Source organism: Stenotrophomonas sp. SMYL86 (assembly GCF_036320025.1).
Classification (GTDB): domain Bacteria; phylum Pseudomonadota; class Gammaproteobacteria; order Xanthomonadales; family Xanthomonadaceae; genus Stenotrophomonas; species Stenotrophomonas maltophilia_A.
On the sequence record NZ_JAWIRU010000002.1, the window covers coordinates 304,277 to 329,598 of the forward strand.

The following is a 25,322-nucleotide window of genomic DNA, read 5'->3' on the forward strand; positions in this document are numbered from 1 at the left end:
ACACTATGCGCGAAGACACAGAATCAATTGGGATCACTCATGACAAATTCCCTAATGCTGGCTTCAAGCCACATCCTCCTTGCTGGAAGCATCTCGAACACCACCGAGAATGAGCTCATAGACAGAGCGCACGCTTTTGTCGATACCCTTGTTGAGGAAGTCCTTAACGCTGGTGGCGGCTTCGTCATTTACGTCGCAGCCGAGCCGGTGAACGGAGATGGGAAGGCGCTGCTGTTCGACTGGACGGTTGCTAAAGCGGTAGACAGGTTAACGCCTGGCAACAGCTCTCATATCCGTCTAAAAATCGTAGCTTCGCACGAACGTCTTCAAGTCAAGGCGAATCCTGAGCAACGTAAGCTGCTCATGAGCATGGTCGCACGAGGGGTCGCAGAACTCGTCCCGTTAGAAGAGGACGTGCTGACAGGCGGCAATGTCGGCGATGAGCAAATTGAGCATGCTACTGCGATGGTGGCTCTAGGCGGCGGAAAGGGTGTACTGGATCGCGCACGCAAGATGACCAAGAGGCTTTTGCCTGTTCTGCCGCTTGATTTGCAGTTAGGTGCAAATAGCGAGGACGGTCTGGGTGCGCTTAGTGTTCTTAAGAATTTTCAGACCAACCCACTGACCTATATGCCGAATAGTGGCAATAAGGTTGTCAAATGTCTTCCCGCCCTTTCTTTGCAAGAGCCCGTACTTGCATTGTCAGAAATCAGCGCACGTATCGTAAAAATTTTCCATGAAGAAGAGCGAGCCAGGATTGATGCTCTTCCTCCTGATGTATTAGTGCTAACAGCTCTGGACGTGGAGTTGGCCGCCGCCAAGCAAGCTTTTGGTATTGCGGAGGATGCTGAACATACGACGACTGAGAACGGTCTTCACGTTTGGAAAGCCCCTGTTGCCAAGCGCGGTGGAAAGACGGCTAGCTGCGCTTTAGCTTGCTTTGCGGGTGCGGGCAACGTAGATGCAGCGTCAGTAACCACCATGCTGTTGAGTGATCTGAGACCTAGCAACGTGATGATGCTGGGCATTGCGGCTGGCCTGCGAGAAAAATGTGCGCTAGGAGAGGTAGTTCTGGCAGAACGTATCGTCGCCTATGAGGGCGCGGCACTTGTTGAAGGCGGGAAGAGTGAGACACGCCCAGAAATCACCAGGCTGACAATGCGTGTTCGCCAAGACGTTAGCTCCTATTTATCTAACAGGACGGGCCTTGAAACTCGCCTCTTGAAAAGCTACCAGGCTCTAGGTATTGAATTCCCCGAACAAGTTGATGCTGGCCCTGTCGCCAAAGGAGTTCTGCCGAAGACGGCCACGGTCGCCAGTGGTGAAAAGCTCCTTCGTGATCCAGAAAAGTTTCTAGGGATGCGAGAGATTCACGGAAAAATCGAAGTCGCTGAGATGGAAGGGGCGGGCTTATTTGCTGCATGCGCCAATTTCGGCAAACCAGTACTGATGGTGCGTGGTATTAGTGATTTCGGAGACTCGAAAAAAGACAATAGATTTCATCTACTGGCCGCACAAGCGGCAGCCGCAGTCACCGTCGATTACATTGCAAACGGCATGACATTGCAGGACTGAAAGAAGTCAATTTTTCTAATAAAAGTAGGGAAAACAATGCCGTTATCAAATTCAGAGCTCGAATACTTCGATCACAATGTATTGCGCCTTCCAGGCGAAAAGCGCAAAGAGTATCACGCGCAGGTGGACAATCTTGTTGTTGAGCTAAAAAAACGCATTACCGATAAATCAAAGATAAAAGTCACAAAGGTCGTTAAGGCCGGCTCTTTTGCGAAATACACTATTCTTCGAAAGGTTGATGATTACCCTACGGATGTTGATGTTGTCTTTTATGTCACGGGAGTCGATGAAAACGGAAAATCGTACGAGAATCTGTGCAACAAGATCTATGATCTTTTGATAGAAATTTACCCCACAAAAAAAGTTGAGGACTTCGAGATTCAGCGTCGTGCAGCAAAGGTAACTTTCGTCAAGAGCGGCCTGGAAGTAGACGTTGTACCCGTTCTTCAAGACAGTTCCAATGCTGATCACGGCTGGCAATACGATATTCAGAGCGGCGCAAAAAATCTCACTTGTGCACCGTGCCACATCCAGTTCGTTAAAACGCGAAAGGATAAGGACAAACACTTTCGGACGTTAGTCCGTCTGGCAAAGCGGTGGAGACACTTTCACGACGTGCCAGGCCTCAAGTCTTTCCATATCGAACTGATTTTCGGCTACCTACTTGATCGAGATGGCCCCGCCGAGACCATTGAGAAACGCTTCAGAGAATTCTTGGCGTATATCGCTAGCACGAAGCTGGGGGAGCGTATCGACTTTCCAGAAAATTCTGGCAAACCAATCAGTAACTTTGACACTCCTGTAATTATTATTGACCCTGTAAGCTCAGAGAATAACGTGGCATCCCGCATTACCAAGGATGAGCAAGCGCTTATAGCCAAAGCTGCTGAATCTTCTTTGGATACGGCGACCTATGCATCTGTCGAAAATGATAACGAAGTGTGGAAAGAGATTTTTGGTGGTCGCTTCAAGACCAAGGACTAAAAAGAATGAGCACCTATTCGAGTACTAATAGTTATACAGTTGCAGATGTTGAAAAAGTCATGCGCAGCGTCAAAGCCGACTTGATCATTATTGCGACCACCACCAAGGCTATGACCGAGGATGAGGCGTCAAACTACGCTCATGACATAGAACTGTTGGCGAAGAAGGATTATCTCAAATACGCCGACGTAACGCTCATGAATGGCACTTCCGAGGTGCGCGCTATCAAATATGAGTTCCAAAACGAGGGGGCGACGGGAACGGAGCGGCCTGGTGGCGTAACATGGCCTCTGACGCCAAAAGACAAAGGTGGGTGGATTCGAATTCATCTACGCTATACCGATTTATCATCCGCAGAGAAACGTGCTGATCTCCCCCTAAAGATTTCATGGGTACCTTCGTCTACGGACACCAGTCACAAAGACCTAACCTCTTCTGCAGGGCGCGGATACAGCAGCAACGGCTTTGGCACCAATAGGAAGGACTTTTCATGAGCAACTCATCTGTATTCGAAGTAAAAACAAACCTTCCGACGACACAGCTTGATATTCAGGCTCAGAAACTATTGGGCTTTGAAGGGCGTTACCAACGCGTACAAAAGCGCCTCCAGCTAATTTTGCAATCCAATGAACTTGAGCGCTGGAGTCAAAAGCATCATAAAAAGAAGCTCGCAGTCATTGAACTATTGAATGACCAGTATCCATTAGCCATTTTCCATGGCGATGTAGGAACAGGGAAAACTGCAAATGCAGAGGCGATTGCAAATCGTCTTGCTCGCGACGCTAAAATTGAAGACGCAATTCTTTTCAAGCTGAGCAACAAAGTTCGCGGAACCGGCAAGGTGGGTGAAATGGGAACGCTCATCACCCAGGCATTTGAAGATATTTCCAGATCTATCGGGCCGGGAAAGGGCCGAGCCTTCCTGATTATTGACGAGGGTGACTCTTTAGGGGCATCCCGCAGCCAAGATCATAGCCACCATGAAGATAAGGTCGGCGTGAACACATTGATTCAATCTATAGACAGTATGCGGAAGCATGGCGGGCGTATCTTCGCCATTCTTTGCACAAACCGATTGGCAGCTCTTGATGCAGCAGTCATTCGACGTGCGTCGATTGTTGAGGAGTTCACACGCCCCACTGATGAAGAGCGAAATGAACTATTCACAAACGATTTGGGAGACATGGGTTTTTCGGCAACCGAAATCAAGAAGCTGGTAGAAGCGACATCTGCAACAAAAACCAAGCCGGCTTGGACTTATTCAGACATTCGTACGCGCTTATATCCGGCGGCTGTGTCCTTAGCGTTTCCGAATTCTCCACTCAAGGCCGAACACTTTCATCAGGCTGTTGCGGAATTGGAGCCATCTCCTGTTATGGCTGGCTGAGTCAAAACCTAATACCGGAGCGAGAAAATGAGCAAGAAACCTGAAGTTTTTATATCGGTTGACGTTGAAACCGCTGGCCCTATTGTCGGAGAGCATAGCATGCTTACCGTGGGGGCTTGCCTAGTGTATCAGCCGGAAATCTCATTTTCGATAATGTTAAAACCAGTTAGTGGAAAATCGGTTGCAGAAGCACTGAAGATCACAGGCCTTACTTTGGAGCAAGCTGAGACTGAAGGCGTAACTCCATCTGAGGCCATGACGGAATTTTCAGCTTGGATCGCCAAGAATGTCCCCAAGGAAAGCTCGCCGGTTTTTGTGGGACTTAACGCCCCATTTGACTGGGGGTTTGTAAATTACTACTTTTTGAAATATCTGGGCGAAAATCCATTTGGCTTCACTGCACTGGATATTAAAGCGCTTTTTATGGGGGCTACGGGTTGCTCATGGTACGAGACTAGATCAAGTGCTATTGATAAAGTTGTGCATCCTAACCAAAAGGGAGATCACGATGCACTTCACGACGCAAAATATCAGGCCGAGCTTTTTAGATTGGTTCGTGCCTTGGCTGAACGGAGTGACTAATCAGAGTAAATACCAAGCATCTTAATATGATGCTTGGTGCTGGATAAAGAAAATGGGCGGAAACTCCAAGACTAGGCCAGTCCTTTCTCGGCGAATGAGACAGTTTCCATACCGCCCACAATGACGTGATCCAGTATGCGAACCTCCACCAGCATCAGCGCTTCTTTGAGCCGCTGCGTCAGCACCTTGTCCGCCTGCGACGGCTCAGGATTTCCGCTGGGATGGTTGTGCGAGAGGATGACCGCCGCCGAATTGAGCCGCAGCGCCTCCTTAACCACTTCGCGTGGATATACCGATGCACTGTCGATGGTGCCGTGGAACATCTCCCGATACTCGATCAGCCGATGGCGCGTATCCAGAAACAGCACCGCAAAGACTTCATGCTCAAAGCCTGCCAGCTTGTTGCGCAGGTACTCTTTGACCAGCGCCGGCGAAGTGAACTCAGCACCACGCTGCATCTTCAGCTCAATGGCCTGGCGCGCCGCTTCAAGAATTTGATCCACCGATGCCGGCAGGTAGTGCCCTTGGGCGTCACGCACCAGCAAAGCGTCATCGAACGAGGAAAAGGACAGTTGCGACATGATCGTGCTCCGGTTGCTCGGGCGGAATTGCCCGGAACCGTGGCCAGCACGGCGCAGCGCAAGCAGTCAGGGATCGAAGACGGCCGACAGGCCGCAAGCGTGCGAGCACGCGAAGTCATTGACGGCGAGAACGCCGTGATACGGTGAAGGGAACAGCAAGACCGCCTCCACCCCACTCAGCCACACACCCGCCGTTGGCAAGTGCGAAGCACGCGCAGGCCCGGATCAACGATCCAGGCCGGAGGCGTCAGGGATCAGCGCCGAATGGCTGTGATTCGGCACGAAGCACGGGGCGCAGCCCGCGAGCCCGACGGCGAAACGCCGGGACGTACGACTACTGCTTGTCGTCCCTGAGAGGCAGCGCTCCGCGAGATTCGAGCCGCCGCCGCGTGTTCTCCAACTCTTTCTGTAGCAACTCGGCATCCGGCAACACCGTTCGGTAGTTCGCCGCCATCACCTTGGTCGGCAAGCCATCCAGTGCATACCGCGCCAGGGCATGGCCTTTGTCGGCGCACAGGATCAGACCCACCGGCGGATTCTCGTCCGGGTAGGCCCAATGCTCCTTGGCATAGTTGCAGTACATATGCATCTGCCCCACATCGGCATGGGTCAGGCTGCCCAGCTTCAGGTCGATGATGACCAGGCAGCGCAGCTTGCGATGGAAGAACAGCAGATCCACCCGATACCAGGTCTGGTCGATGCGCAGACGACGCTGCCGCCCGACGAAGGTGAAGCCTTCACCCAGCTCCAGCAGGAAGTCTTCCAGCCGCTGAATCAAGGCCGCTTCCAGGTCGGATTCCGAATACTCGTCCTTGAGGTCGAGGAACTCCAACACATACGGGTCTTTGATGGCATCGTTGGGCGTGACGGCATCCTCGGGCTTGGCCACCGAACCCTTGAGCAGCATCGCCGCCTTGTCCTTGGACAAGGCTGTGCGTTCGTAGAACTGGCTTCCGATCTGCCGGTCGAGCTGACGTACGCTCCAGCCACCGCGCAGCGCTTCGACCTCGTAGAACTGGCGGGCATGGTCATCCTTGACCGACAGCAGCCGGACATAGGCCGACCACGGCAGCGTGAAGACCTGGGCCAGTTCGGAGAGGTCGAATTTCCGAGACACTGTCTGGGATTTCTCGGCAGGCGACTCATTTCCCAATTTCCCAGACAGTGTCTGGGAAATCTCGGGCTGGGAGTACGCGAGGAAGAAACGCCGCATGCTCTCCAGGTTGTTGACACCGAACCCACGTCCGAATCTAGCCGTCAGATCGGCGGACAACCGTTCCATCAACTGCTCGCCGTAACCTGCCCGCCGTCTGCCTTTCTGCTCGGCTTCGACAATCCGGCGGCCAATCTCCCAATAACTGGCTGTCATCAGTGCATTGACACTGCGCGCCGCCGCCTGGCGCGCAGCATCCAGCAACTCCACGATGCCGCCATGGATGCCGGCATAGCCAGTTGGTAAGGCGGCACGTTTCCCCGCTACTGCCGGCGTCTTCCTTGTCATGCTGTCACCTCCATAGAACGGGACGCCCCGGTAATCGCCAACCGCCGATTCGCCACCAGTTCGGCCGCGTCCCGTACCGGCTTGTCCTCGGTATGAACATAGTGCATAAACATCGCCACGGTCTTGTGGCCTGTGAGCTTCATGCCCACCTTGGTCGGCACGCCCGAATTGGCAATATCGGTAGTCGCCCGGTGGCGGATGCCATGCGTGCCAACGTGGGGCACGCCAGCGGCCTTGAGCACGCGCGTCCAGCCGCCGTAGTGTTCGCCGTGGGTCATGCGCCGGCTCGGGTCATTCGGCGACGGTAGGACATAGGGACAACCATCCCGGCGCGGCGCGGTGGACAGCAGCCGATAGGCTTCCTCGCTCATGGGCTTGGAAATGCCACCTGTCTTGCTGTCAGGCCAGACGACGCGGCGCTTTTCCAGATCAATCCAATCCCACTCCAGCGGGCAGATTTCAGAGCGACGGGCGGCAAACTCGAATTGCAGGCGGATCGCCAGTGGGATGACGTAGTTCTCCAGTCCTTCCGCCTCCAGATGCTCCAGGTGGCGGAAGATCCGCACCAGTTCATCGTCCACGATGAGCCGGGTTTCCTTGCCGGGCGGATACATCGGGACGTGGCGGCACGGATTCGTGCCGTCAGGGCGTAGCCCCCACACTTCGGCCAGGTTGAACATCTTGCGCAGCACGCCAAAGGTGCGATTCGCCTCGGCCTGCTTGTAGGCCAGCTTCTTCATCAGCGCAGCCACGTCGGGACGCTTCACGTCCTGCACCTTCATCCGGCCCATGATCGGGATGATGCAGCGGTCAATCACGCCCTGATAGCCGCGCTGCGTGCTGGGCTTGTTGCGTTGCTTGGAGTAGTCCTCCATGAAAGTGTCGCAGAACTCCTTCATGGTCGGAGCCTTGCGAGCGGCGTTCTTGGCCGCGCTGGGGTCGCCACCCTTGCGCACCTCGGCCAGCCATTCCTGCGCCATCGTGCGCGCCTGATCGACCGTCAGTTCGCCGTACTGGCCCAGGGCGGGCTTGCGGCGCTCGCCGGCATTCGTGCGGTACTGGAGCATGAACACTTTGCGGCCCGCCGGGGTGATCTTGCACAGGAAGCCAGGCACCACGGTATCCCGTAGTTCGATGGCCTTGTCTTGGGGTTGTGCCGCATCGACTGCGGACTTGGTGAGCTTGATCTTCGCCATGATGACTCCTCGGAAAGCCCGGTTTCCAAGAGCCGCATGGGAGCCACGCGAGGGGAAGCCGGGTCAAGTTTCGGAAAGCACCGGCATATGTTGAACTCGCCTAAGTGATTGATAAACCTGCTGTATCGAGCCTTGGCGTAGTCCAGCGAAATGCGATACTGGAGTCATCGTGAAACAAAAAAACGGCCCCGCAAAGCGGGGCCGCCAGGGTGGGCCGGGATGGGGGAGGGGATCCCGGCCCGCGTTCAGCGCCCAGACGAGGAGAGAGCGGCGCCGAACGCTGGAACGCTTATGCAGCAGCGGCCTCGGCCGCTTCGTGCGACGGCAGCGCAGCCAGTGCGCCGGCAATGGCGTCTTCGCGGTGCTGCGGCGAGTAGGCGATGCCTTCGGCGCGTACGAACTCGACATCGTTGATGCCCCAGAAGGCAAACGTCTGGCGCAGGAACGGCTCCTGGAAGTCCGCGGGCGAATCGGTGTAGATGCCGCCACGGCTGCTGGCGATGATCACCCGCTTGCCACCGGCCAGGCCGACCGGGCCGTTCTCGGTGTACTTGAAGGTGCGCCCGGCCACGGCCACGCGGTCGATCCAGGCCTTCAGGGTGGACGGAATGCTGAAGTTGTACATCGGCGCGCCGATCACCACGATATCGGCCGAAAGGAACTGCTCGAGTACCTGTTCAGCATCGGCGGCTTCGGCAGCGTCGGTCCTGGCAAGCGATCCGCTGCGCAGATGCGGTACCGGATTGGCGTCAAGATCGCGATAATCAACCTGCAGGCCGTCGATCTGCTGCGTGAACTGGGCCACCACGGCGGCGGTCAGGTGGCGGGAGACGGAGTTGTCGCCAAGCACGCTGGCGTCGATGTGCAGAAGCTTCATGGCAGTACCTATGTTCGGGAGAGGTGGCGGACTTGCCGCCGGCGGAGAGAACGATAGGTTGTTGCAAAGGCGGAATAAAGGTGGTTGAATGCCACGTATTGTTCTAGATATGGAACTCGGGCATGCATGACCTGAATGATCTGTACTACTTCGCGATGGTGGTCGACCATGGCGGATTCGCCGCCGCCGAGCGCGCACTGGGTATCCCCAAGTCGCGCCTGAGCCGCCGCATCAGCCAGCTGGAAACCGACCTGGGCGTTCGTCTGCTGCAGCGCTCCACGCGTCGTTTCGCCGTCACCGATGTCGGCACCAGCGTTCACCGCCACGCGCAGACGATGCTGGCCGAGGCGCAGGCCGCACGCGAAGTGGTGGATCGCCTCAGCGCGGAACCGCGCGGCGTGGTGCGCGCCAGCGTGCCGGTATCGCTGGCGCAGATGCAGCTGCCCAAGCTGCTGCCCAAGTTCCTTGAGCAGTACCCGAAGGTGCGCCTGCAGTTGAACATCAGCAACCGCCGCGTGGACATCATCAATGAAGGCTACGACGTGGCCCTGCGCGTGCGCTCGCGCCTGGACGACGATGGCAGCCTGGTGATGCGCAGCTTCGGACAGGTGCAGGAACTGCTGGTGGCCAGCCCGAAGTACCTGGATCGCGCCGGCCGGCCGAAGGATCCTGAAGAGCTGACCCAGCACGTCACCCTCAGCATCAGCGAAGACGAAGCCCGCCAGCGCTGGGAGCTGCACGGCCCGGAAGGCGAGGTTCGTCGGGTCGACCTGCAGCCGCGCGTGGCCGGTTTCGACTTCCCGCTGCTGCAGAGCATGGTGAAGGACGGCTTCGGCATCACCATGCTGCCGGAAACCGTGTGCGCCGATGCGGTGCGCAACGGCGAACTGGAAGTGGTGCTGCCGGACTGGTCGCTGCCGCAGGGCGTGTGTCACGCCGTGTTCGCCTCGCGCCGCGGCCTGCTGCCGGCGGTGCGCGTGTTCATCGACTTCCTGGCCGAGCACTTGCCGCCGCAGCTGGAGGCCTCGCGCCTGGATTGCGGTGGCGCCTGTGAAAAGGCCAAGGAGCGGATCAAGGCCAGTGCGCTGGGCGCGTTGGCAGTGGATGCGGGCTGAGGCACCTGGCCGCAACTGCACCGCCGATCTGTGAAACGGTAGCGCCGGGCCATGCCCGGCGTTGCTGCTTTCCGGCCCCGGTCACTTCCGGCCGAACAGCCGATCCCAGAAGCTGCGCCGCGGCGGTGTGGCTGGCCTGGGCTCGGCAATGACCGGTGCTTCCAGTACCGCCATCAGTTCCGCGCTGCGTGGCTTCTTCAGGAAGCGGGCGTAGTCCATGTAGCTGGTCACCTTGCTCATGTGCAGGCGCTCCGGCATTGCCGGCAACGCGCCACCCTGCAGCAGCACCCGCAGTGCCTGTGGACGGTCCAGGCGGATCGCCTCGAACAGGGCGGTGCCGCCGCAACCGGGTTCGATCTGGTTGGCGCGTTGTGGCGCATCCTTCAACAGCTCTCGCAGCGCATCCGGGTCGTCGCGGTCCACGGCGGCAACCAGCCGTGCCAGCGCTTCAGCTTCTTCGGGTGGAAGACTGTCGCGATAGGCCTGGTCGGCGATCTCGCGCTCGTCGCGCCCGTCACCGCCCTGGATGCACAGGAAGTCGGTGACCAGGGCGACCGGAATGCCGGAGGTATCCAGCGCCCAGTAGCTCGGATAGACGCCGTCGCCCCAGCCGCTGGTGAATACGACCAGGCCGTGTGGAGAGTCCTCGCCCCAGGGGCGGTACTCGGCGCCTTCATCCAGGCCGTCATGGTCGATCAGCGCATCCGACCATTCGCTGTCTTCGTCGCCATCGGTCTGTTCGATCAGGGCCAGCAGTGCCTGCTGAGTGTTGGTATCCATGAAGCAGCCGATGCCGGCGTCGACCGGATAGCCAATGAAACTGTCCTCATCCAGGCCGGTCAGGTCCTGCGTGGTCCAGCGTGCCATCTGCCAGTGCAGGGCAGACGCAGTGAGGGCTTCGCGGGGCTTGAACCAGACCACGGCCAGCGCCGGGCGGCCGCTGTGCACGATGATCTCGACCGGATGCCGGCCCAGCGGGGCGGTGTAGTCGGCCAGCGCGGGCGCCTCGGCCTGGACCAGCGGATCGCAGACCACCAGATGCCCACTGCTGACCGGCAGGTGCCCGGCGAACGTGCGGTGCAGGGCCACTGCGGCCAGCTGGGTGTCGTCCAGCAGGGGGGTGCGCAGGTTGGCCAGATCGAGGTGGGCCATGGGGGCTCCGATTGCAGTGAAGGCCCCACCGTGCCGGATGCGAAGGGCGGGGGCAAGGGTGGTCTTGGGCAAATGCCCTTCACGTGCGAGAATACGCCGCTGCCCGGGCGACCGGGACCCGATTGGAGAGATGGCCGAGCGGTTTAAGGCACCGGTCTTGAAAACCGGCGAAGGGTTAAACCTTCCGTGGGTTCGAATCCCACTCTCTCCGCCAATCACTCCTAAATCGTTGATTTGAAATTGAAATCAACGATTTGAGCTGATCGGAAAGCAGGAAGCATGCAGAGGAAACACTCGCATGCGCATCCCACATCACTTGAGCCGGTCATCGACCGGCCGCTGGTCCTTCGTTCAGCGCGTCCCCGTTGACCTTCAAGCCGTGCTCGATTGCCGGCTCATCAAGCGGACTCTCAAGACCAAAGACCTTGCCCAGGCCCACGTGCGTGCGGTCGTGCTTGGGGCGGGCTATGCTCGGCTCTTCGCACAGTTGACGGATCAACGCGTGGCCAAGCTCAGCAAAACGGACGCCGACCTCCTCATTGCTCGCCTGACGAGCGCGGAAAACCTTCAGGAGCTGACGCTCAACCGCACCCGCCAGCCGGACGGAACGGTGGTGGAGCAGTGGCAGATCGACAGCCCCAAGGACCTCAAGCTCTATCGACAGTTGATGGAGTTGGAGGCGATGGCTGGAGCAGCGGTGGCGAAACAGTCACCGGTGACTTCTTTGCTTGTTCCGCCGTCAGCAGTTTTTCCGCAGAGAACGATGTCTTCCCCGGCAGCACCGGCAGCGGCCATCGAAACGATGACCCTTGGTAAGGCGCGGGACGCGTTTCTGGCCACCCTCAAGCCTTCCTCGCTGCCCAAAACATTCACGATCAAAAAGACGGCCATCGAGGCGTTGGTGGCGTTTTTGGGACCCAAGGCCAAGGTCCATGCCATCACTCGTTCGGACCTGGCCCGCTGGTATCAGGACATGCGTGACAAGGGCGCTTCGACCCCGACCCTCACAAACAAGCAGTCGTATATCGGTGGACGAGGAGGCTTTTTTGAATGGGCCATGGCGTCAGGCCATTACCCCCGTGGAGACAACCCTGCTTCCGGTCACGTGAGCTACTCCCAGAGAGAAAAGCGGTCTCGGAAGAAGCTGGGCTTCAAGGCGTATGATCGCGCCCAGATCCAAGCCCTGTTCGCCCCCGAGGCGCTGGCCAAGTTGTCGGAATCGGCCCGTTGGGCCTCGCTCCTGGGACTCTACACGGGTGCCCGGGCGTCTGAGGTTGGACAGCTTCTTATCAAGGACGTGTTTGAGGAGGACGGCATCTCCTGCATCCGTATATCAGACGAGGGCGAGCACCAAAAGGTGAAGACTGAGGTGAGCATTCGCACGGTCCCGCTACATCCCGAGCTCCTCAGAACGGGGTTCTTGGAATGGATCGATGACAAGCGCAAGGCTGGTCAGACGAGGGTGTTCCCTGCTGCCAAGGCCACGGCGGTGAACGGGCAGGGCAACTGGATTACGAAGGCGTTTAGCAGGCACTTGGCCGAGGTTGGCAAGGGATGGGAGCCTGCGAAGAGAGGTTTCCACTCGCTCAGAAAGACGTTTATCCAGGAGCTTCAGGGCGCTGGTGTGGTGTCAGAACTTCGAGCACAGATTGTTGGGCACGAGCTGGACGATGAGCACCACTCGACTTACAGCCGGGACTTCAAAACGTCTGAAAAGCTGCATGGCCTGGGCAGTCACTCTCCCGGTCTATCGGCGCTTCGTTTTGAACTTGATCGGGTCGACTGAGCCTGCACGGCACGTTCAATGCGTGTGCGGTCGGCGAACGATGATTGCCCTACGGCGCTATGACGGCAGGCGCAAACATTCTGGGAAAAGGTATCGTCCGCATGCGTGATGCGGACCCGGAGCTGACGCCGTCGCAGCAACTCGGCTGCACTACGTTTCAGACTCGTTGAGACGGCGTTTGAGCTGAGAGTGCCTTACCTGTGGTTGGGCAGAGGGGATTTGCCGTGTCCTCCCGCAGAGCTGGTGCCCAGCACCGCGCCGATGTCACTGATATCCAAGACCTGCTGCGGGAAACGCAGCCCGTTCAGCAGGCCAAAGAACTATCCAGCGCCCAACAGCGTCAGGGGCGTCATGACTGACACTGCCACCAAGAGGAGCGGGTGTCTCGTCCCTGAGCAGCGAGTGCTTCAATCGGTTGGGGCAGCCTTCCGCCTCGCGCGTCGGGCCATGAGCGGTCCGACGACGAAGCCGAAAGGTCCGAAGAATAGAAAGGTGGCGTGGCCCATCAGGATGGTTGTGTCCCAAATGGGTCATTACCTAGCACCGGACGATGCGCGGCTAGCGCGTTCATTCCGTTTTCCTAACGTGTGGCGGGGAGCTCCACACTGGCGGACGGTCCAATCTCGAACAATACTTTCTTGTCGTGTCCATGACCAAGCACGACCTGCCATCGGGTGAAACCGGCAGAAACCTCCCCCGTGGAGGGTAGGTTGTTCTCGACCATTACGAAGTCCTGGCCCCTGAACTCACGGGATTTGGCGCAGACTGCCAAGGAAGTTCCCTTCCGTATGAGGTTGCCCAAGGCGGATTGGGTGTAGTCAGGACTGAAGACACTAGTCTCATCCATCTCGATACGAACCGAGGGACATGCTAATCCGAACCAGCGATCCGCTCCCTCTGATTCAAACCAGGAAAATTGATGGGGTCCGCTCAACATGAGACAGGCACTCTTCCCGTTCATTGAGGTCCCGATGAGCAATGGCTCGTCTAAGTGGCTTCTGGGAAGGAGCAGCGAAAGCGGGGTGCAGGAACTTGCACTTGCCACGTGGAACTCAGCTGTCGAAATCACCTCAGCGCCTCCTGGGATGGTTGTTAGAGCTTTGAAGCGGTCCGATTAGTTGCTCCCAGAGGAGCTCTGCCGCGCCTTCTTGGGTCAGCTTTTGATCGCGGTTGGACCCGAACGCAGACATTCCCATACTCGTGAGGAACAAGGATTGATCGTCGTGACTGACGGTGAGAGCTTCGTTGTAGGAGTTGCTGTCAAGCGTCTCGCCTTGCATGTAGTGGATGCCCCCGAGCATCCCACCCATGTAGATGGTCGCTCTGGCCACATCATGTCCATCTTCATAAATGGTGGCGAAGAAGCGGTTGGCGTCCACCCGTCGGAACGTGCCTTCGTAGCCGGGGTTGCGCGCCTGGAGTTCGCTGAGCGAATTCTCAAAATGCTTGGCAATGTATTCAAAGGTCTCCGCTTTGAAGCGGTCCTTGTCCCGCTGCGTAAACGCTTTAGCTAACCGGAGGTTGCTGGAGCGTGGGCCGGACAGTGCTTCCGGGTTGCCGTCCTCCACCTCGGTTGGCACTGTCGCACGGTCGAGCAGTGGGGCAGTCGAAGCGGATGCTCGGGGCTTCTCGGTCATGTCTGACTGTCGTGCGCGCTTAGTTGCCGCCGCACGAACGGCCTTGGCCACCTGTAGGAAAGCCTCGTCCAGGTCAGCCCACTGCTTTACTGGCTTGCCATCGGTTGGGGTAGCCATCAGCTTTCCAAACGGAGCGTGGTGCCATTCACAAGCCCGCAAGATGACGGGGATCACGGTCGCATCACCCGAATCATGTCGCTCCAGCGCACGCGTCATTTCCCGCTCATAGCAGTAAGGCGAGGCAAGAAAGTCAGGACTAACGAGAAGAAGAATAATGTCATCGCTGTTGATGTGCCCATCAATCGTTTTATCGATTTCTTGGCCTGCGACGATCCTGCGGTCGTGCCATGTTTCGATGATTCCCTGGTGCTTAAGCATCGCGAGCTGCTTCTCGAGCTGATCGCGTAGTTCCTCGTCGGCATGGCAGTATGAAAAGAAGACGCTGGGCAAGATCATGCTCCTCAAGGCGCGGGACGAAAGACTCGTAGAATCGATTCTATCCAAAACAAGAGAGTCGAGCTCGTTGAACAACTCTTCTGGCCCTTCTCAGCTGGTGCTTCAGGTGTCGCACCGAATGAGACTCGAGCGTGATCTAATCGCTATTCCTACCCAGCGGAGGTGCGACAATGAAAGATGGCATTTACCATGTTCGTTTCTCGTCGAACATGCAGGGAGTGGGCGAGGGCATCGCCGTATTCAAGGGAGATGGAGTCAATGGCGGGGATTCCGGATATACGTATTCAGGATCTAAGCAAAGCGATGACGCAGGCTTTGCGGCCAGACTGACCATTAAACGTTGGGATCCGAGCTCTGAATCCGTGTTTGGCGGGCTTGACCAGTTCGAGCTTGAGTTCCGGGGTGATACCACCGCGTCCGGCTTTAGTGCCAAGGACAGCATCGTTGGACGGCCGGAAGCCACTATCGCGGTCGAGGGGCGTTACTTGGCCCCCGCGGTTTAAGCCTCATAAGCGAGAAGGCCCCAACTGGGGGCCTTCTTGGATCCGGCACCAGCTTAGGCTTGGGTCAGTTGTATCCACAACACTAGAAGAACCATCGGCAACCCGCTCAGCAGGCCGAAGACCCATCCAGCACCCAGCAGTGTGAGCGGGGTCATGATCCACCACTGCCACCACGTGAACCCGTGATCGCGCTGCCGAGCTTCCCACGCTCCCGTCGGGTTGAGGCGCTCTACCTTCCGTGTTCCTCGCCGGGCCATAAGCGGCCCAACAATGAACCCAAAAGGTCCCATAAGGAGCAAGGTCAGCGAATACCACCAAAAGAACCTCTGTCGTGGAGTCATCAGCTTACGAAGCGTCGGGCGCGGCTGGGTCGACAGGGAAGGAGGCAGGGTGCTCACTTGGCGTATGCCCTCCATGTGCCGTCTTCCTTCGCATACCTCAGGTTCTTACCGATAGGAATAGGGACCTGCCGACCTCCGATGTTGACGGCCACCTTGCCGCTCGTATCGCACCGGTAGCCGGCCGCGTCTTTCGCTTCGACGCATCCGTTGAGCTCGAACTCCTGGACGGCGGCAATGTGACCCGCACCGCTTTGCTCAAGGAGGGTCACCAAAGCCTTTTGCGCATCGTCATTGGAAGGCGGGCGACCGCAGCCGGTCAGCGTGAGTGCAACGGCCAAGCCGGCCAGAGGAAACCTTGCGTTCATTGCTCAATCCTTGATTGATTTGGATAGGGAGGGGCGGCAGGAGCCTGCCGTCCCGTGAGGCTAGGGAGGCATGCGCGTCGGACTATTTGTCGCGGTTGCCCTCGGCCTTGAATCCAGCGATCCACATGCGAGAGTCCTTGAACGGAGTCAGGAGCCCCGACGCCCCCGGGTGGAGGTCGCTGGTTTGAATGAAACCGGAGACCCAGGCGACCCGGAGCGCCACATCGACGGCTCGGTCGGATACGCCCGGACGGGACACGTTGACGACGAACGGCTGAGCGGGCGGGTTGGGGCCTGGTGAGCGGCTGGCCCCCGTATTGGCCCTCCCCGCAGGCACCCGAATCCCCGTAAGGGTGTCCCGACCCTTCCAGAGGGCCGACGTGTTCAGCTCGGCGGTGTCGCCAAGATCATCCGTGTCCGTCACTGCTGCCGTGGAACAGGTCCGGAAGGTCTCAGTGGTGGACGACGAGGGGCTGGTCCAGATCCGAGCCTCGACGGTCCAGCAAGGCAACGACGCACCCCATTCCTGAAACGACAAGGCAACCCGAGGCCAGTCGAGCCGTCCCTGCTGGGCAAACTGGTGGTTGTCCGTCTTGAAGAGCCCAGGCAGCTTGCCCGGCCCGCTGAGCGGGGCGTAGATGGCCCCAGCGCTGGCACTCGGCTTGGAGCCCCCTTGGCCCGGCTGGACCCCAACCATCTGCCCGCCAGCGTTTTTCAAGCTGGTGCCCAGCTGCCTGAAGAAACCGGGACGGTTTGGCGCTTCTTCTTGCTCGGGGTGGCTCTGTGCGGCCGCCACCTGGGTGGCCAGAAGCAGCGCGGCAGCCAGGCCGGCAGCCATCCTCGTTTGGTTCTTCATTCGCAGCCCCTATAGACCGCCAAGCCGGCGGCATTTACGATAATCGCAGATGTGCAATCCGGTTCCAACCGTCAGACTTGGAGGGAATTCAGCTGTGGTGCAAGAATCCGGATGCCGCAACCCAAGACGCCCGCCACGGTCTACGGCAAGCGCCTGCGCAGTGCGCGGGTCGCGAAAGGCTGGACTCAGGCCCAGCTGGCCGAGCGCATTGGGATGGTGGACTCGGTGTCTGGAGCGACCCGAGTGAGCCGATACGAGACGGGGCAGCACGACCCTGACCCGGCCACCTCTCAGGCTTTGGCAAAAGCCCTCGGCCTACCGGTGGCGTATTTCCACGCAACCTCGGACACGCTGGCTGAAGTCATCCTCTTGGTCGCCAAACTTCCAGTGTCCAAGCAGAAGGAAGCTTTGAAGAGGCTGCGCGAGCTGTCAGAATCTACGGAGCGATAAACGGGACGAGAGAGCGTTTGACTACTGTTTGAAGGGCGGAGCGTCGAGGTGCTTCTTCGCCTGAACAAGGACCAAGCACTCCACTTTTGCCCGCGTCACAGCGTTGTAGAGCAACCGGCGCTTTTGTTCGCTGTCTCCTGACGTTGCCGCAGGCCAAAGAACGACAACGTAGTCAAACTCTCTATTCTTTGCCCTGTGCACAGACATGGCCTTGTAGCCGAGGTCGGAAGAGCGCTGGAATCTGGCACGGTTTGCGCAAATCTGTTTGACGGTGGCTGAAAGCATCTCTCGAGAGATCGCTACGTCACGCTTGGTTCGAATCAGCCGGTCGACCCAGCTGGAGAAATCGTTGTAGAGAATGTGATCGCCTATTGCTCTCACTGCCTCCAGGGCCTCGGCAGGCGTAGCAACATCGGGAGCAGCTATCCGAGCCAAGAGTGCTTCCACGACCTTTTCCTCAGCCTGTTCCCAATCGACTCGATAGGGCCCATTGCCTTGTTTGGTGGCTTTGGCGGCGGACGCCATCACAGTTTCTTCTGCGAAGGCCTTCACTACGGGGGATATAACCGCCAAGGACTTCCCCTTCACCTTCCATGCGATCTGGTTGCTCAAGAAGGTGGACGCCAGTGCTGCGTTCGCCGTCGCTCTGAACGAAAACCCGGGGCCGCTCGGGAGTTCCAGGCCAGACCTCAGTGCCGCGGCGGCGGTGAGCAATGAACCCACGTTTGTGCGCATCGTCCGCTCTAGCTTTACGTGGTCCTCTTGGAGTTGGAGCCAGCCCCATGCAGGGTTCGGTCGAAGGGCAGCATCCAGGCACTGGAACTCATCGGCAGCAATGAGCGTTGTCAGTTCCGTTGCAAGGTGGCGGACGACATCAAGGCGGTTTACAGAGAGATCCTGGGCCTCGTCGATGATCAAGACCGGATATGACGCCTTTACCCAAAGCACAACCTGGCGGTGGTTGAGAAGGGCTGCGGCCACCCGGCACGTCTCTTCGTATTCGGACTCATGCGGCTCGCCGTATTGCTCCTGGGTAGCCAGCGACTGCCAACGTCGAACAATCCGGGCGGCGAAGCTGTCCAGCGTGGCGCATTCGTAACGACGTTCCACGCCCGGAACCCGGGCGAGTCGGTCATCTAAGCGCCGTCGAGCACCGTGCATGAAGGTGAGTGCTAAAACCTTACGCCCATCCTCCAAGGGCTTTTCCGCAATGACCTCTGCAAGCTTCTGCATCAGCTGGTATGTCTTTCCACTGCCGGCCCCGCCCGAAAAGACGGTAACGGTCATGGCTGGAACACCCAAACGTTCTCGGCCCGACTAAAGCGGGGGCTCTCTAGATCGGCGCAAGCCAATGCGATGCCCTCGAACAGATCCGACGCTCGCCCTCTGCATGCCTCGTTGTTGACGATGGCCTCGGCAATAGCTTCGTAGAGCACTAGGTCGCACTTCTTCGCTTTCGCATGGGCAACAACCTTGTTCACATCAGCATCCGCCAGCTCGGGGATCTCTTGCCCGATCAACACAATCGAAGCTGGATCAGCAGACAAAATCCAGCCCAAGACATCCTCAAGCATCTGACCATCGGGCCACCTGATGACAGCGCCAGGAGGAACCCCGGCCCGAGCCAGTTCAGCGGAGTATCGGAATCCTTCTCCGTCGCCGTCCACAAGGCAGCAGACGCGGGGATGCACCCGCTGAAGGTCGGTCCAAGTCTCAACAACCTTGGCATCTTCAGTAGGAACGAGTCCGACTTCCAGCCCGAACGAGTGGGCATGCTCGCCGGCCCAGCCTTGCCTAAGCATCAGCGGCTTAAGGAGCGTCTGCAGCAACAGGTGATCTGAACGGCCCTCAGGGACAAGCACAAACGAGTGCATGAGAGCATTGATGACCTCTGTCCGGTTGTGCTGGTAGAACTTGCGCTGCCAGTTAGCCGCTTGGCCATCGAGGTTCTTCTCTAAGAATGGCTTGGCAGTCAAAATCCCGCCAGTGTTTCTGAGCAGTAGAACGGAGGTAGGGTCAGCCATCGCGGCAATGGTTGGAGAGTGGGTCGTAACAAATGTTTGTGAGGACAGTGCCTGGACCCTCAGCACAATCTGCTGCTGGGTTGCCGGGGGCAGATGAAGCTCTGGCTCTTCCAAAGCCATGGTGAAGCCTTCGCCGCCTTCAGCACGCAGTCTTCCAAGCTCCAGGAGAAGGAACAGTCCCTGCAACGAAATCAATCCGTTCCCTTGGCGGGCAGCGGGCACGCTAGGCCCGTTCGGCACAGCGTAATGGGGTGCCACGGCATCCAACACGGAGCGGCTGTCCGTGGAGGTGACACGAAGCTTCAGCTTAGGGGAGCCTGCGATACACCGTGCAACTTCGTCGTTCACGCTGTTGATTAGGGGCGCAATCTGCTTGTCCTCCTCAATGGCGGCTTCAGGCAATCGAAGTTGATCACGCTGGGTAAGAATAGCGCCAGCTGGCTGGGCGGCTGCCGCATGTAGCGTCCTGCGAAAGAGCTCGCTGCCCCACGACAGCACTCGGTCCCAAGTCCGACTTGCCCTAACAAGGAAGAAACCAAACTGCTGTATGAGTCGGCTGGGCACCGCAACGGGCGAGTCTTCATCGAACGGATCGATTGCGCCATCGTGATCGTGAAAGTAGCGCACGACTTCCACGGTGAGTGACAGCCGGTCAAAATACGCCTGGACTGCAATCTGGCAGCAGAGGTGTTTGGCGGTCTCTGTTGGCAATGGATGAATCGTTCCCGTCGCGTCGTCTAGCCACTTGGGGACGGCACGTCCATCTCTGAACCATTCGGAGTGTCGATTGGGGTCGTTGCCGTCAAAGCCTGTGATCGTCGCGATCAGCTTGATGCGGTCATCGGGCTGCGGATCTGACCCAAAGAAGTCGTGCTCCGTTAAGTCTCGTATCAGACGGTCTCTTCCAAGGAGTAGAGTGAGCGCCTCGATAACAGTGGTTTTACCAGTGTTGTTGCTCCCAACCAGCACCACGTGTTTGCTGAAGCGTAAGTAGCCTTCACTCACGCCACGGAAGTTGTGGATGGAAAGATCTGCAACTCTCATGATTTCCCCGGGCATTGTCGGACACGGACTTCCTCACGAATCACTGCTTTCTTACTGCTATTTAACGGTCTCGCTCCTTGTCAGCCACATAGCGGTGATATGAGCAGATTGTTTGCCCATACTCATCTAGGCCAAGTGGCTCTGAACAGACGGCGCACTCGCTATGCCCCAACTCAAAGCCGCAAGCGAGGCACATCTCTTCCTCATGAACATACGCCTCTTCGTTGCACTCGGGACAGGTGTCCAAGGGGTCTGGCCCGCCGTCTCTTGCAGCCAGGAAGCTTGCGCCAGCAAAGAAGTTAGGAAGTATGCGGCCAAGCCACTCCTGATTTGAGCTGGTGTGACCGCAAGCTCTGCACGCCCATTGGGCCTCGAATGGGTTGGTGTTCTCTGGTCGGGTTTGCCTGACCAACTGGGAGCTACATTCAGGACATCCCTCGCGTTCAACAGCATCCGTTAGCGAGGTAGGACCGTCGATTTGAGCATAAGACGCCCTGCACTCTGCTCGGAGGCGATCTTCGATCTCCTTCTCTTCAACAAGCAGGGACCATGCGTCCTCTTCTATCTCATCCTGAGGGTCGACGCCCAAGTGCTTAGGCATGAACTGAGACAGAAAAAGAAGGCCGTCGGCAAATGCACCACGGATCTGACCCACATCGTCGACGTGATGGTGCTCAACGCGATTCCTGACTCCCGTGATCCGCTGCAAGAGGCTGGCGTCCACCTCAATGCCGAGCGACTTAAATCGGGAAATGATCTCAGAGACATCAACTGTCGTCCTTCCGGACCCCTCAAAGACCACCTTCCCATCGTCATCCAGCGCAGGGCTGATTTGCTTCCAAATCAATATCTCGTCTTCGGGCGACAGGCGGCGTAGCTTCTCTTTACACAGGAGTAGGATGCCGGCAGTCAGATTTCGAACGGCTGAAGATAGGCGGGGAGGGGACCCTTCGTTGAAATCCTCCACACCAACCTGTATTGCGTTGAGCGCGTTACGGTATATCGGATGCTCCGGCATGACCCACCCCTCCTAGTTCATTGGAGGATAGGACATATTGGACAAGGAAAGGGGCTTCAAATAGCATTTTCGGGTGAGCCTGCAGGGGGATGGGCGGACGGTTTCCGGATCTGGGCATGCTGGAGGGCGCACGAGAGCTCGCCCTCGAAGCTTCTAGCTGTGCTTACAAGTTGGGTCTAGCCCCAAGAAGCGGATATGAAGAGGTGCCTGGCTATTGTCCTACATGCCTTGGGGTGCTTGTGTGCCTGCCTTTGCCTCCCGACTCTTCATCTCATCGGTAGCAGCCTGAAGTCGTTGGACGACCTTCTCGCGCTGCGACATGATCGCCTGAGCTTTAGGGGAGAAATCCAACGTGAGTTCAGCTGCGACGCTCATCTGGACGATGTTGATTGTCGTCAGCGCATTATCTTCAAACTTTTTTATTGCCTCTTTGCTCTCTAAGTTCAACCACCCCTTTGCTGGCTTTCCTGGAGGCACCGACGCTCCGAGCGCAAGCATATGGATCAACTCTTGGCTGTTCGCGGATGTCGGAAGTTTTGTCTTGATATGGTCCTTCCACTCGTCTGATGCAGTATCTTTAAGCTTTCTGTTGATCTCGTCTTGCACACGTGCACTGTTGGGGAGGCGCGGCGGCGGACTCGATTGAGCCCCGGCAGGCATTTTCTTCCGCAACGCCATCCACTCAGTCCTTTTCTCTACTATTTTTATTCGGCTTTCGTTGGCCATCTTCTCTAAACTATCCCGGAGAGCGACGAGCTTCTCACGGAGGACCTCCTGAATATCTCCATAGTGTGTGACTAAGGCCGTGTGATCACTGAGGGGCGTGCAAAAACACCCATCAACGCCATAAGCAGCAAAATGGACCCAGTCAAGGTTATCATTAGTCATTCCTGAGGAGATGCTCCTCGCGTTCCTCGCGAGTCGCAAGATCTGCGGTTCGGGATATATTGATTCTTGATTTTCGATGGCCCGGAACGGTGATATTGAGCTCAGGTCGATTCCAAGATCCTTTCCAAGTTTCTTCGCTTGGAAGATTGCCGCGCGTGCGAAGTTGTTTGATAGTCGAATGAGCAGGGCGTAGTCCGCCCCTGTCGCACCTTCGCTTCCAGCGCCTCTAGTGCTCTTCCCATATCGTTGCCATTGAAAGGAAGGGGTGAAATATTTTGGAAACCAGCTGGCCATTGAAGGGATGGTGGATGAAAAGGCACCTAGGAGCGCGAACGTGATCTCCTCCTCGTCAAGCGCTGCATCGCTATTCAGGGCAAAAACGTCTCCAGCCGCGATCTGAAGCGCTCCGGCCAAAGGAGTCGGATCCACGCTATGTTCCACAGTCCCGAGCCGACGAGTAATCAGTAGCCTGACTTGGTTCGCGATATCCTTTTCCAGCCATTCTTCGTTCATAGCACGGGTTCGCAGAGTTCATGTGAGAGGAAAGGCGGCGCGTATAAAGAGTGGCGCGCCCGCCCGGTAGAGCACGCAGTATCTACTACGAAATCTACCGCGAAATGACGGAATTTGTGAAGGCCAATGCATTAGAGTCACTGCAGATGCAGCAACTGCGCTGGATCGGAAAGAGGTGTCTGTGCTTGTGCGGTCGGGATGCTACCAGTGCCGTAAGGTGGACATCTTCCCGCGCTGGCAATGAGGATCGTGCTTGATGCGTCGCCCCTTTGCCGCCCATCAGCTACTCACTGCAAGTTAGCTGGGCTAGGCAACGCCGGCCAAAGAGCATGCGTTTAGGTCTTGCAGCCGCTGTTCATCGCGCGCTTGCATGAGAAGCGCTCGAATCTTTACTCCCTGAATGGAGCCATACTTGCGAGACAGGTCCCGCGCTTCTTCCATCCACGTGTCGGGACACGATCGGGAGGCAATACGCGTATCCAGTATTGCTTGGGGGGGAGCCTTCTTTCTTCCCTCTACCCAGGCATCGTAGTGGGCGCGATCCTTTTTCGAGAACTGCGTGGCAGCTGTTGCCAAAGCGCGCGCAATGTGAAGGTTGCCGACAGCCTCTGCGGCTTTTATCTCCCAATGCCTGCGATGCGCTTTAAGCGTGGAAAACACCAGCGCGTCCTCAGCCGAACCAACCGGATATGAAGTCCATGATCCGGTTCCCGTTCGCTCCAAGACAACTCCAAGTGCCTCAAGGTATTGACGCAGTGACTCGTGCCTCATGGTCGTTGCCTAAAAATAGCTTTCTAGCGCGACAAACTTTCTTGTCAAGGGTTGCTCATCTGGTGGAGGTGGCTCGGATGCGTTTCATACAGCTCCTGAAGAGGTAAGCGGCAGCTCCGCGTGTCACCGCCGGGAAGGGCACCAAGGCGGATCAAGGATAGAACCTGCTGGAATCGGCCAGCCATTTGGCGAACTGCCCCCGCTGATAGCGCGGCAGCTCTACGCTGGGCTGGTAGAGCTCAAGGGCGCTGATCTGCTTGCTCCGCGTCACCTGCGGCCGCTTGTGCAGGTAGTGCGAGCGCAGCACCTGGACCCGGTCGCGGGGATCGGTGCTATGGCCAGTGATCAACGCAATCTCCTTCTCAGGAACATCGTTGACATCGAGCTCGGTTGCGATCGTATGACGGAAGGCGTGGAACCCGATTCCCTTCTCAAACCCAAGGCCCTTTAGGTATCGCCCGAAGTCGACAACGAACTGTTGGCTGTAACGCGCATTGGTCTCCCCCGTAGCGCGGTTCACGCCAGCAGAGAGCAAGGGGAACAAGCGGGGGTGCCCGGTCGCTTTCATGTCCTCCACGAACTCCAAGAAGCCTGCGTCCAATAGCGGCTTGGCAATGGGGATGATGCGCATGCAACCACTGCCTTTCATGCTTTGTCGGCTGCGCCGTTTCTTCTTCGGATCGGCAGCCAAGTCCTTGTCTATGGTTTTCTGGAACGCAATGCACCAGATGCCGCGCTCTTCAATGATGTCGGTGAGCTTCAACTGGCACACTTCATTGACCCTTGCACCGGTATACAAGCCGAGCATGGGTGCCCACCAATGTTGCGGCTTCTTCGCCCACGGGATGAAGGTGGCCGGGTCGAAGATGGCCTGCAGGTCTGAATCCTCAAAAAGGCGAATCGCCTTGTCGGGGTCGATGGTGTGATCTTTCTTGGGCTTCCGGAAAGCCTTCATGGGGGAGGTGGTAATGGCTTGCCCGTTCACCAGGTGGTTGAAGAAGGCGACAAGGAACCGACGGTGCCGCTCCTCTGTGGCGGCAGCCAGTGGAGCAACGTCTTGCTTCTTGCCCAGGGCGATTGCCTCGTTGAACGTCAGGTCCTTGAGAAGCGGGTCAGAGACCAGATTTCTGGGAGCCCACCGAAGCAGCTTCCAGAGTTCCTTGATGTGGGCGTAGTCGACTCGGCAGGCGGAGATGTTCCCACACGTCAGCAAGAGCAGTTTCAGCGTTCGTTCGGTGGCCAGCACCGTTTTTGGATCCAACTGCCGGCGGCGCATGTCATCCAGGTGGTCGTCGATCTCTTTAGCCAAGGGGCGAGCCGGGGTTCCCATCGGCAACGGCTCGGGATACCGAGTGCCGCGCTTCAGGGTGTTCTTACGACCCGTTTCATCCAAGGCCGCCAAGATGTGTTCTTGAAGGTTTAGGGCGGCTTCCCGGCCCTGAATGACGGCGCGATCGATGCGGAAACGCCCGATGTGGATGCCCTCTAAATGCAGGACGCCAAAGGGGGAATCGATGTAGTTGCTGAGTGCTGCGGAGGGTAGGGTGGTCATGGTTCACTTCCATCGGTAGATGGAAGTAGGGATAAAACAAAGCCGAATTTCGTCAACCCGGTTGATACAAAAATCTGCGCATGGAGGAAACAACACTAGGTGTCTAAATTCCTCTGGAGACGCTGGTCGATTTGCCAATTTCCGTTATCCGAACGAAATGGCTTAAAA

At 57.7% G+C, this 25,322-nt stretch carries 23 protein-coding genes and 1 tRNA gene; 10 read left to right on the plus strand and 14 right to left on the minus strand.

Going from position 1 to position 25,322, the window contains the following annotated elements; translation table 11 throughout:
- Positions 1 to 39: 39 nt before the first annotated feature.
- Genes V3B64_RS04030 through V3B64_RS04050 form a run of 5 tightly spaced genes read left to right on the plus strand, consistent with a single transcriptional unit; the run spans position 40 to position 4,528 of the window.
- On the plus strand, positions 40 to 1,575 hold the full coding sequence (locus V3B64_RS04030; protein WP_236207690.1) for a phosphorylase: 1,536 nt from the start codon (positions 40 to 42) through the stop codon (positions 1,573 to 1,575).
- A 36-nt stretch (positions 1,576 to 1,611) separates the two neighbouring features.
- Positions 1,612 to 2,559 carry a CBASS oligonucleotide cyclase gene (locus V3B64_RS04035; protein WP_175776175.1) on the plus strand — a complete coding sequence of 316 codons (948 nt, stop codon included), beginning with the start codon at positions 1,612 to 1,614 and terminating at the stop codon, positions 2,557 to 2,559.
- A 5-nt stretch (positions 2,560 to 2,564) separates the two neighbouring features.
- Positions 2,565 to 3,053 (plus strand): hypothetical protein, encoded by a 489-nt coding sequence (locus V3B64_RS04040; protein ID WP_175776174.1) that lies wholly within the window; start codon positions 2,565 to 2,567, stop codon positions 3,051 to 3,053.
- Positions 3,050 to 3,946 carry an AAA family ATPase gene (locus V3B64_RS04045; protein WP_175776173.1) on the plus strand — a complete coding sequence of 299 codons (897 nt, stop codon included), beginning with the start codon at positions 3,050 to 3,052 and terminating at the stop codon, positions 3,944 to 3,946. Before V3B64_RS04040 ends, V3B64_RS04045 begins: the two co-directional genes overlap by 4 nt.
- Before the next feature lie 27 nt (positions 3,947 to 3,973).
- Positions 3,974 to 4,528, plus strand: coding sequence for a 3'-5' exonuclease (locus tag V3B64_RS04050; protein WP_236207691.1), 555 nt, complete (start codon positions 3,974 to 3,976; stop codon positions 4,526 to 4,528).
- A gap of 71 nt (positions 4,529 to 4,599) precedes the next feature.
- On the opposite strand, the gene radC is transcribed toward V3B64_RS04050, so the two are convergent.
- The 4 genes from radC to V3B64_RS04070 form a co-directional block, all read right to left on the minus strand.
- On the minus strand, positions 4,600 to 5,109 hold the full coding sequence (radC, locus tag V3B64_RS04055) for a DNA repair protein RadC (protein WP_175776171.1): 510 nt from the start codon (positions 5,107 to 5,109) through the stop codon (positions 4,600 to 4,602).
- A 334-nt stretch (positions 5,110 to 5,443) separates the two neighbouring features.
- Positions 5,444 to 6,610 carry a PDDEXK nuclease domain-containing protein gene (locus V3B64_RS04060; protein WP_175776170.1) on the minus strand — a complete coding sequence of 389 codons (1,167 nt, stop codon included), beginning with the start codon at positions 6,608 to 6,610 and terminating at the stop codon, positions 5,444 to 5,446.
- A complete protein-coding gene (locus V3B64_RS04065) occupies positions 6,607 to 7,806 on the minus strand; it encodes a site-specific integrase (RefSeq protein WP_329913653.1) in 1,200 nt (399 codons plus the stop codon). Before V3B64_RS04065 ends, V3B64_RS04060 begins: the two co-directional genes overlap by 4 nt.
- Before the next feature lie 289 nt (positions 7,807 to 8,095).
- Positions 8,096 to 8,683 carry an NAD(P)H-dependent oxidoreductase gene (locus V3B64_RS04070; protein WP_201116706.1) on the minus strand — a complete coding sequence of 196 codons (588 nt, stop codon included), beginning with the start codon at positions 8,681 to 8,683 and terminating at the stop codon, positions 8,096 to 8,098.
- A gap of 122 nt (positions 8,684 to 8,805) precedes the next feature.
- On the opposite strand from V3B64_RS04070, the gene V3B64_RS04075 reads away from it, so the two are divergent.
- Positions 8,806 to 9,798 (plus strand): LysR family transcriptional regulator, encoded by a 993-nt coding sequence (locus tag V3B64_RS04075; RefSeq protein WP_005410175.1) that lies wholly within the window; start codon positions 8,806 to 8,808, stop codon positions 9,796 to 9,798.
- Positions 9,799 to 9,879: 81 nt separating this feature from the next.
- Here the strand turns inward: V3B64_RS04075 and V3B64_RS04080 are convergent, their stop codons facing one another.
- Positions 9,880 to 10,950 carry a DUF4241 domain-containing protein gene (locus V3B64_RS04080; protein ID WP_329913654.1) on the minus strand — a complete coding sequence of 357 codons (1,071 nt, stop codon included), beginning with the start codon at positions 10,948 to 10,950 and terminating at the stop codon, positions 9,880 to 9,882.
- 124 nt (positions 10,951 to 11,074) lie between these two features.
- Here V3B64_RS04080 and V3B64_RS04085 point away from each other — a divergent pair.
- Together V3B64_RS04085 and V3B64_RS04090 are read left to right on the plus strand one after the other, a co-directional pair.
- A tRNA-Ser gene (locus V3B64_RS04085) sits at positions 11,075 to 11,164 on the plus strand.
- An 84-nt stretch (positions 11,165 to 11,248) separates the two neighbouring features.
- Positions 11,249 to 12,736 carry a site-specific integrase gene (locus V3B64_RS04090; RefSeq protein ID WP_329913655.1) on the plus strand — a complete coding sequence of 496 codons (1,488 nt, stop codon included), beginning with the start codon at positions 11,249 to 11,251 and terminating at the stop codon, positions 12,734 to 12,736.
- A gap of 1,070 nt (positions 12,737 to 13,806) precedes the next feature.
- Here V3B64_RS04090 and V3B64_RS04095 read toward each other — a convergent pair.
- Positions 13,807 to 14,829 carry a toll/interleukin-1 receptor domain-containing protein gene (locus V3B64_RS04095; protein ID WP_329913656.1) on the minus strand — a complete coding sequence of 341 codons (1,023 nt, stop codon included), beginning with the start codon at positions 14,827 to 14,829 and terminating at the stop codon, positions 13,807 to 13,809.
- Positions 14,830 to 14,999: 170 nt separating this feature from the next.
- On the opposite strand from V3B64_RS04095, the gene V3B64_RS04100 reads away from it, so the two are divergent.
- Positions 15,000 to 15,332, plus strand: coding sequence for a GrlR family regulatory protein (locus V3B64_RS04100; RefSeq protein ID WP_329913657.1), 333 nt, complete (start codon positions 15,000 to 15,002; stop codon positions 15,330 to 15,332).
- A gap of 53 nt (positions 15,333 to 15,385) precedes the next feature.
- Here the strand turns inward: V3B64_RS04100 and V3B64_RS04105 are convergent, their stop codons facing one another.
- The 3 genes from V3B64_RS04105 to V3B64_RS04115 all read right to left on the minus strand — a co-directional run bounded on the left by V3B64_RS04105 (position 15,386) and on the right by V3B64_RS04115 (position 16,894).
- Positions 15,386 to 15,673, minus strand: a complete 288-nt coding sequence (locus tag V3B64_RS04105; RefSeq protein WP_329913730.1) for a hypothetical protein — start codon at positions 15,671 to 15,673, stop codon at positions 15,386 to 15,388.
- 53 nt (positions 15,674 to 15,726) lie between these two features.
- Complete coding sequence (locus V3B64_RS04110; protein ID WP_329913658.1) at positions 15,727 to 16,038, minus strand: hypothetical protein; 312 nt, start codon at positions 16,036 to 16,038, stop codon at positions 15,727 to 15,729.
- An 82-nt stretch (positions 16,039 to 16,120) separates the two neighbouring features.
- Entirely contained in the window at positions 16,121 to 16,894 is a 774-nt protein-coding gene (locus V3B64_RS04115) for a hypothetical protein (protein ID WP_329913659.1), read from the minus strand.
- Positions 16,895 to 17,005: 111 nt separating this feature from the next.
- Here V3B64_RS04115 and V3B64_RS04120 point away from each other — a divergent pair, with 111 nt between their 5' ends.
- Positions 17,006 to 17,344 (plus strand): helix-turn-helix transcriptional regulator, encoded by a 339-nt coding sequence (locus V3B64_RS04120; RefSeq protein WP_329913660.1) that lies wholly within the window; start codon positions 17,006 to 17,008, stop codon positions 17,342 to 17,344.
- 21 nt (positions 17,345 to 17,365) lie between these two features.
- On the opposite strand, the gene V3B64_RS04125 is transcribed toward V3B64_RS04120, so the two are convergent.
- From V3B64_RS04125 to V3B64_RS04145, 5 genes are all read right to left on the minus strand, one after another.
- Complete coding sequence (locus tag V3B64_RS04125; RefSeq protein ID WP_329913661.1) at positions 17,366 to 18,631, minus strand: ATP-dependent helicase; 1,266 nt, start codon at positions 18,629 to 18,631, stop codon at positions 17,366 to 17,368.
- Positions 18,628 to 20,412, minus strand: coding sequence for an AAA family ATPase (locus V3B64_RS04130; protein ID WP_329913662.1), 1,785 nt, complete (start codon positions 20,410 to 20,412; stop codon positions 18,628 to 18,630). The genes V3B64_RS04125 and V3B64_RS04130 overlap by 4 nt, the downstream gene beginning before the upstream one ends.
- A 61-nt stretch (positions 20,413 to 20,473) precedes the next feature.
- A complete protein-coding gene (locus tag V3B64_RS04135; protein WP_329913663.1) occupies positions 20,474 to 21,430 on the minus strand; it encodes a hypothetical protein in 957 nt (318 codons plus the stop codon).
- Positions 21,431 to 21,649: 219 nt separating this feature from the next.
- Positions 21,650 to 22,747, minus strand: coding sequence for a hypothetical protein (locus V3B64_RS04140; RefSeq protein ID WP_329913664.1), 1,098 nt, complete (start codon positions 22,745 to 22,747; stop codon positions 21,650 to 21,652).
- Between the two features lie 1,006 nt (positions 22,748 to 23,753).
- On the minus strand, positions 23,754 to 25,154 hold the full coding sequence (locus V3B64_RS04145; protein ID WP_329913665.1) for a site-specific integrase: 1,401 nt from the start codon (positions 25,152 to 25,154) through the stop codon (positions 23,754 to 23,756).
- Positions 25,155 to 25,322 lie beyond the last annotated feature (168 nt).